Origin of the sequence: Thioclava indica (assembly GCF_000714545.1) — a bacterium.
In the GTDB taxonomy this organism is placed as follows: Bacteria; Pseudomonadota; Alphaproteobacteria; order Rhodobacterales; family Rhodobacteraceae; genus Thioclava; species Thioclava indica.
Window position 1 is genome coordinate 1 of sequence record NZ_AUNB01000067.1, and the last position, 6,546, is coordinate 6,546.

6 protein-coding genes are annotated in these 6,546 nt (G+C 62.2%); 2 read left to right on the top strand and 4 right to left on the bottom strand.

Translation table 11 applies throughout. The features are described from left to right. Positions 1-140: 140 nt before the first annotated feature. On the bottom strand, positions 141-1,841 hold the full coding sequence (locus DT23_RS15895) for an ABC transporter ATP-binding protein (RefSeq protein WP_051697363.1): 1,701 nt from the start codon (positions 1,839-1,841) through the stop codon (positions 141-143). 191 nt (positions 1,842-2,032) lie between these two features. Between DT23_RS15895 and DT23_RS15900 the strand changes: the two genes are divergently transcribed. Continuing rightward, entirely contained in the window at positions 2,033-3,232 is a 1,200-nt protein-coding gene (locus DT23_RS15900) for a pyridoxal-phosphate-dependent aminotransferase family protein (RefSeq protein WP_038132832.1), read from the top strand. A gap of 16 nt (positions 3,233-3,248) precedes the next feature. Here DT23_RS15900 and DT23_RS15905 read toward each other — a convergent pair whose 3' ends face one another. The 3 genes from DT23_RS15905 to DT23_RS15915 all read right to left on the bottom strand — a co-directional run bounded on the left by DT23_RS15905 (position 3,249) and on the right by DT23_RS15915 (position 5,139). Continuing rightward, positions 3,249-3,455, bottom strand: a complete 207-nt coding sequence (locus tag DT23_RS15905) for a hypothetical protein (protein ID WP_038132835.1) — start codon at positions 3,453-3,455, stop codon at positions 3,249-3,251. A gap of 111 nt (positions 3,456-3,566) precedes the next feature. Beyond that, positions 3,567-3,959, bottom strand: a complete 393-nt coding sequence (locus DT23_RS15910; RefSeq protein ID WP_038132837.1) for a DUF6858 family protein — start codon at positions 3,957-3,959, stop codon at positions 3,567-3,569. A 61-nt stretch (positions 3,960-4,020) separates the two neighbouring features. After that, positions 4,021-5,139, bottom strand: a complete 1,119-nt coding sequence (locus tag DT23_RS15915) for a pyridoxal phosphate-dependent aminotransferase (RefSeq protein WP_038132839.1) — start codon at positions 5,137-5,139, stop codon at positions 4,021-4,023. A gap of 118 nt (positions 5,140-5,257) precedes the next feature. Between DT23_RS15915 and DT23_RS15920 the strand changes: the two genes are divergently transcribed. Continuing rightward, positions 5,258-6,546 (top strand): MFS transporter (locus DT23_RS15920; protein WP_038132840.1); only part of this gene is annotated, 1,289 nt, incomplete at its 3' end.

Below are 6,546 nucleotides of genomic sequence, written 5' to 3' on the forward strand. Positions count from 1 at the left end.
CATCAAACCGTGGGATCAAACACCTAGAGCAAGGATAGCCTTCCCGGGCCGCGCTTCGCTTCGCAGTCTGATTTGGCGGTCTAAAAAGCGTCGCGGCTTTCGATTCTTGCTAAGTTCGCAGATCGCGACCGCAGCCATCCTTAGTCGAGAAGTTGCATCCGACACAGGCCCGCATAGGGGCCGTCTTGGGCGAGAAGGGTCTCGTGTGTGCCTTGCTCAACAACGCGCCCCTCGACGATCACCACGATCTTGTCGGCGTTGCGCACCGTGGACAAGCGGTGCGCGATGACCAGCGTGGTGCGCCCTTTGCTCAGATCGGCCAGCGCTTGGGCAACCTTCGCTTCAGAGACAGTATCAAGCGCCGAGGTCGCCTCATCCAGCAACAAGATCGGTGCGTCGCGTAGCACGGCGCGCGCGATGGCAACGCGTTGACGCTGCCCACCGGACAGGGCCGAGCCGCGCGGGCCCGCATGTGCGTCAATCCCATCGGCGAGAGTGTCGGTGAATTCCGTGACATGCGCGGCCTGTAGCGCGCGCTGCACGGTCTCTGGCGCGACATCCTTACGCCCGAGCAGCACATTCTCGCGGATCGTTTCGTCAAACAGCGCGGCATCTTGGGATACGCTTGAAAACTGCGCGCGCAGCTCGGTCAAATCGAGCGCCTCAATCGGGACGCCGCCGAGGGTGATCTGCCCGCTTTCGCAATCGATAAGCCGTGTGAGCAGGTTGAAAACGGTGGTTTTACCAGCACCCGATGGCCCGACAAGAGCGGTCGTCTGGCCCGGCTCGGCGATAAAACTCAGTCCGTGCAGCACTTCCTTGTCACCGTAGCGAAGCCGCACATCCTCTAGCACGATGCGCTTTTCGCTGGGCATCGCATGGGGCTGGGCAGGCGAGGTAATGCTGGGCGCGGTGTCAAACAGCCGGTAGATCCGCTCAAGGCTGGCCGCTGCTGTCTGCCACGTCCCTGTCAGGTTCGCCAAACGCCGCAGCGGTTGAAAGGCCAGCGCCATCGCGGTGAAAAACGACATGAACTCGCCAACGGTCCGACCGCCCTCGATGATCTGACGGCCCCCGAGCACCAGCACCAGGAAAAAGCCAAATCCGGTCACAATATCTATCAGGGCCGGAATCGTGCCCTGCGTTGCCGTGACCTTAAGCATCGCGACACGGATGCTGTTCACCAACGCCCCAAAACGATTGGCTTGATAATCCTCGATCCCGTTTAGTTTAACGGCCGCAATGCCGTGAAACACCTCGTCCAGACGGGTAGACCGATCCGAGGACCGCTCGCGCATCTGGCGGGTCTTGCGCCGGATATAGCGCTGCACAATTGCGGCGGGGAACACCAACAGCGGCGCGCCGATGACCGCCCACAGTGTCCAAATCGGATCAATCGAGATTGCGACCGAGAACAGCGATACAAGCGCCACCGTATCACGCCCCGCACCGGTGATGAACACCTGCCAGACGCCTTGCACTGCGCGGGTGTCGCCCTGCACGCGCTCCATCAAATCGCCGGGAGAATTGTCGCTATAGAACCGCTGATCAAGGCGCAGCATGTGGCGCAGCAGATCAATCTGTAACGCGGAACTTGTGCCGTAGGCGACACTCGCCATCACCGTGCGTGACGCGATAGAGGTGATCGCGCGGATCAGAAACAACCCGAAAATCGCCCCGCCAACCAGCCATAGTAGCCCTGTGTTGCCCTCTTTGAACACCTTGTCAAACAGCGGCTCCAGCATCCAGCTAAGCGCGCCCAGTGTCGCACCTTCGATCGTCAGCAGCACGCCCGCAAGCAGCATCATCGGCCAATGCGGGCGCAAATAATCGCGCCACATCCGGCTCATAAGGTGTTTCGAGCTATAAGGATTGGAGTGATCGGCCAAAGCGGTCCTGCAATTTTGGCGCACCACGGCGCGGGAGAGTTCTCGGCTTAGCGTGACAGCGAGGGCCGTGCAAGCGCGGCAGCGATTGACGCCCCGAGCGCGCGCGATTACCGATAAGGCGATTTCAATGCCGGAGTATCGCTATGAGCTTGTCACAAGGCCGCCCTTATCTTGCCATTCCCGGCCCCTCGACGATGCCTGATCGCGTGCTTGCGGCGATGCACCGGCCTGCGCCCAATATCTATGAGGGCGATATCGAACTGCTCGCAGCGCGGGTTGCGGATGGTCTGCGTCGTGTCGCACTCAGCACCAGCCATGTCGCGATCTATATCGCCAACGGGCATGGCGCGTGGGAGGCCTCGCTGGCCAATATCTTCTCGCGCGGGGATAAGGCGCTGGCGCTGATCACCGGGCGGTTTGGCGATATCTGGGCGCAATCGGCAGCTGCGATGGGGGTCGAGGTTGAGCGCCTTGAGTTCGGCATCAAGTCTTCGGTTGATCCCGACCGTGTCGAGGCGGCTTTGCGCGCCGATGCGGGCCACGAGATCAAGGCCGTTCTGCTGACCCATGTCGATACAGCCAGCTCGCTGCGCAATGACATCGCGGCGGTGCGCGCGGCGATTGACGCAGCTGGGCATCCGGCGCTGTTGATGGTCGATGCGATTGCCTCGCTGGGGTGCGATGAGTTTCGCATGGATGACTGGGGCGTCGATGTGATGGTCGCAGCCAGCCAAAAGGGGCTGATGGTGCCCCCCGGTCTGGGGTTTGTGTGGTTTTCCGATAAGGCCAACGAGGTCAGCAAAAAGGCCGATCTTGTGTCGCCCTATTGGAACTGGCAGCCGCGCGCGTTTCCGGAAATGGTCTATCAGTATTTTGGCGGCACCTCCCCGACGCATCATCTGTTCGGGCTGGACGAGTCGCTCAAGATGATCCTCGAAGAAGAGGGCCTGCCTCATATCTGGGCGCGCCACGGCACGCTGGCGCGCACGGTATGGGCGGCGTTTGAGGCTTGGGGGCAGGACGGAGATATTGCGCTCAACGTCGCGAACCCCGCGCAACGCGCCCATTCGGTGACGGCGGCGCGGATCGGTGGCGGAGGTGCGCAGCGCTTGCGCCACTGGCTGGAGACCGAGGCGGGCGTGACGTTGGGCATTGGCCTTGGCATGGCTGACCCCGGTACGCCCGAGGCCAATGATTTCCTGCGCGTGGCGCATATGGGGCATGTGAATGCCCATATGACGCTGGGGGCGCTGGCCACGATGGAGGCCGGTATGCAGGCGCTGGATATCGCGCATGGGGGCGGCGCACTTGCCGCCGCCGCTGCCGAGGTCGCTAAGGGCTGAGGTTTCCCAAAGGATGTCAGGACTGACCGTGGCGCTCCAGCCATTCAGTCAGCCAGCCCAATTCGTCCTCATCCTCGCGCCGGATCGGGGTGCTTTGCTCATAGGTTGCTGACAGGCGCTGTTCACGCCCTGTCTGCGTGGTGCCGGCATAGGCCCCAAAGGCCAAAGCAAATGCCAGCGGACTTAGCATAGCGATGCGGGTGTTACGGGTTTTGCGACTCATGGACTGCTCCTGTTTTGCGACAGAACATGAGCAGTGTGGTGAGTCGGATCAACTCACCAATGGCGGAGGGGGCGCTTGATCGGCCCCCTTCCGCCGATGTGCATGGCGGCTTTACGCCTTGTCAGCCAGTGCCTTGCACCAGCTTTCCATTTCCTTGGTTGCCACTTCCATCGGCGGCTCAAGGAAGGTCAGATGAAAGCTGTCGCCCATATCCGCCACGCCAATCGCGCGCGGACGCACGGCCAGAACATGCGGATTGGGCAGCGCCACTCCAAAACAGAACACGATGTTTTTCGCGTCCTTGATCCCGTCGGCGACGGTGCCGTCGATGGATTTCGTATGCGCGTAGTGATCGAAAGTCGCGATATAGGCGACCTTGGGATGGGCGTCGATCTTGGCGTGCAGCTTGGCGATAATGTCATCAACCGAGGCGCAAGAGGTTTCCCCCTTGGGCAGGGTCATGTCGAAAACCGGGTATTTTTCCATCAGCAGTGATTGTTTCATCGCATTTTCCTTTATCTGAGAGTCAGCTTTGTGTCTCAGATGCACCTGATCGTGACGCCAATCAACGTGACAGTGTGGCGCGGGTAGCTTTCAGCGCAGCGGGCAGGGCGGCTGCAAAGGCGTCAAGTTCTGGTTCTGGACCGACTGAAACGCGGATGCAGCGGTCTTGCGGGGCCACGAAGGGCATGCGCACGAACACGCCTTGTTTGCCCAATTCGGTAAGGACGGCGCGGGCGAAAGCCCCATCTGCACCGCAATCAATGGCAACGAAATTGGCAGCAGAGGGCAGGGCACTTAGGCCGTTCTGCGTCGCGATCTGGGTGATCCGCTCACGCGCCCCCGATACCAATAGCCGCATATAAGCCTGCCAAGTGGTATCTTGCAGCGCCGCCAGCGCGCCTGCCTGAGAGATCCGGCACATGCCGAAATGGTTGCGGATCTTGTCAAACGCCGCAATCAGCGGCGCAGCGGCCAGCGCATAGCCAACGCGCGCGCCCGCCATGCCATGCGCCTTGGAAAAGGTGCGCATCCGGATCACGCGGGGATCATCGGGGGCTATGCGCGCCTCGGTCCCTTCGGGGGCGAACTCGACATAGGCCTCATCAAGCACCATCAACGTGCCATCTGGTACGGCGGCAACCATCGCCTCAATCGTCTCGCGGGGGTGATGTGTGCCCATCGGGTTGTCGGGATTGGCAATGTAGACCAGCTTGGCCTTGACCTCGGCGGCCTTGGCGATCAGGGCCTGCGGATCCTCGTGATCCTCGCGATACGCCACCTTGTGCAGCACGCCGCCAAACCCCGCGACATGGTAGTTAAAGGTTGGATAAGCCCCGTCTGAGGTCACCACCGCATCGCCCGGTTCGATCATCAGGCGGCACAGATAGCCCAGCAGCCCGTCGATCCCCTCGCCCACCAGCACGTTTTCAACGCCAACGCCGTGAAATGCGGCAATCGCCTCGCGCAGGTCATGGCTACTGGAATCGCCGTATTTCCAGACATCCCCGGCGGCAGCGGCCATCGCGGCAATCGCGCGGGGGCTGGGGCCGAAACCGTTCTCATTCGCGCCCAGCCGGGCGGCAAAGGGGTGGCCAGCGATGCGTTCCTGTTCTTCCGGCCCGATAAAGGGGACGGTGGCAGGAAGGCTGTTGATTAATTTGGTGTAGCGAGGTCCGGTCATGGCCCAAGGCGTAAGCGCAAAGCGGTGCTGCGGCAAGAGGGCGTGTGGAACTAGGTGCCGGGTCTGGGCCTTATGCTAGGGTATTCAGTTCCAGACCACCCGACCGGAGAGCCAGCCGATGAGCGCCAGCGATGCCACCCTTGCTACCAGTTTGTTTCACACCCTTACGGGGGAAGATAGCGACGAGACGAAAGAACTAAGCGAGCAGGCCAGCCGCGCCGAGCCTGCCAATTTCCTGCGCCACGTTGCCTCGCTGTCGATGACCAAGCTGGCCGATGGGCTGATTGACCCGAAGCTGGTGCTAAGCTGGCTGATGCAGGCGCTGGGCGCGCCCGCCGCGCTGGTGTCATGGCTGGTGCCGATCCGCGAGGCAGGCTCGTTACTGCCCCAACTATTCACCGCACCGCGCATCCGCCGGATGGCGCAACGCAAATGGGCGTGGGCGGCGGGAAGCCTGTTTCAGGGGCTTGCGGCAGCGGCGATGGTCGCAATCGCGATTACGATGCAGGGGATGGGCGCGGGGCTGGCGATACTGGCAGCGCTGGCGGTGTTGGCCATCGCGCGTTCGATTTCGTCGGTGAGCTATAAGGACGTGCTGGGCAAGACGGTGGATCGTTCGCGCCGGGGCACCACGACCGGGATCGCAACCAGCATATCCGCAGCGGGTGTGATCTTGTTCGCGGTGATCTTGATAAGCGGGATCGTCGGGCGGATGAGCCTTGTCATCGGGGCGATTTCCCTCGCGGCACTCCTTTGGATCGCGGCGGCGGTGGTGTTTTCGACCCTGCGTGAAGAGGACCAACCGGGCGAGGAAGGCAAAGGCGTGGGTTGGCACGAACTGGCGCTGCTCTGGCAGGACCGTGATCTGGGCAAGTTCGTGATCGCGCGCACGCTGTTGCTGCCCACCGCGCTGGCGCCGCCCTATATCGTGTTGCTGGCCGCGCAGGCGGGCGACAACCGCTTTGGCGAATTGGGCGCGCTGGTGTTGGCCTCGGCGCTGGCATCGCTGGTGAGTTCCTATATCTGGGGGCGGCTGGCGGACCGGTCTTCGCGCAAGGTGCTGATTTTCACAGGCTTGGTCGCGGCGGTGTTTCTGGTGCTGGGGATCGGGCTGGATCAGGCCGGGTTGATGAACACGATATGGGCCGCGCCCGTCACGCTATTCGGGCTGATGATCGGCTATCAGGGCGTGCGGCTGGGGCGGTCTACCTATCTGGTTGATATGGCGCCCAAGGACAATCGCGCGGCCTATACGGCAGTGTCCAACACGACGGTGGGCGTGATGCTGCTGGGGTTTGGCGCGGTCAGTTCGGCGGTGGCGATGATGGGGCCAGAGGCGGTGCTGATCGCTTATGCGGTGGTCTGCGTGATCGCCTCAGGGGTGGCGTTCACGATGAGAGAGGCGGG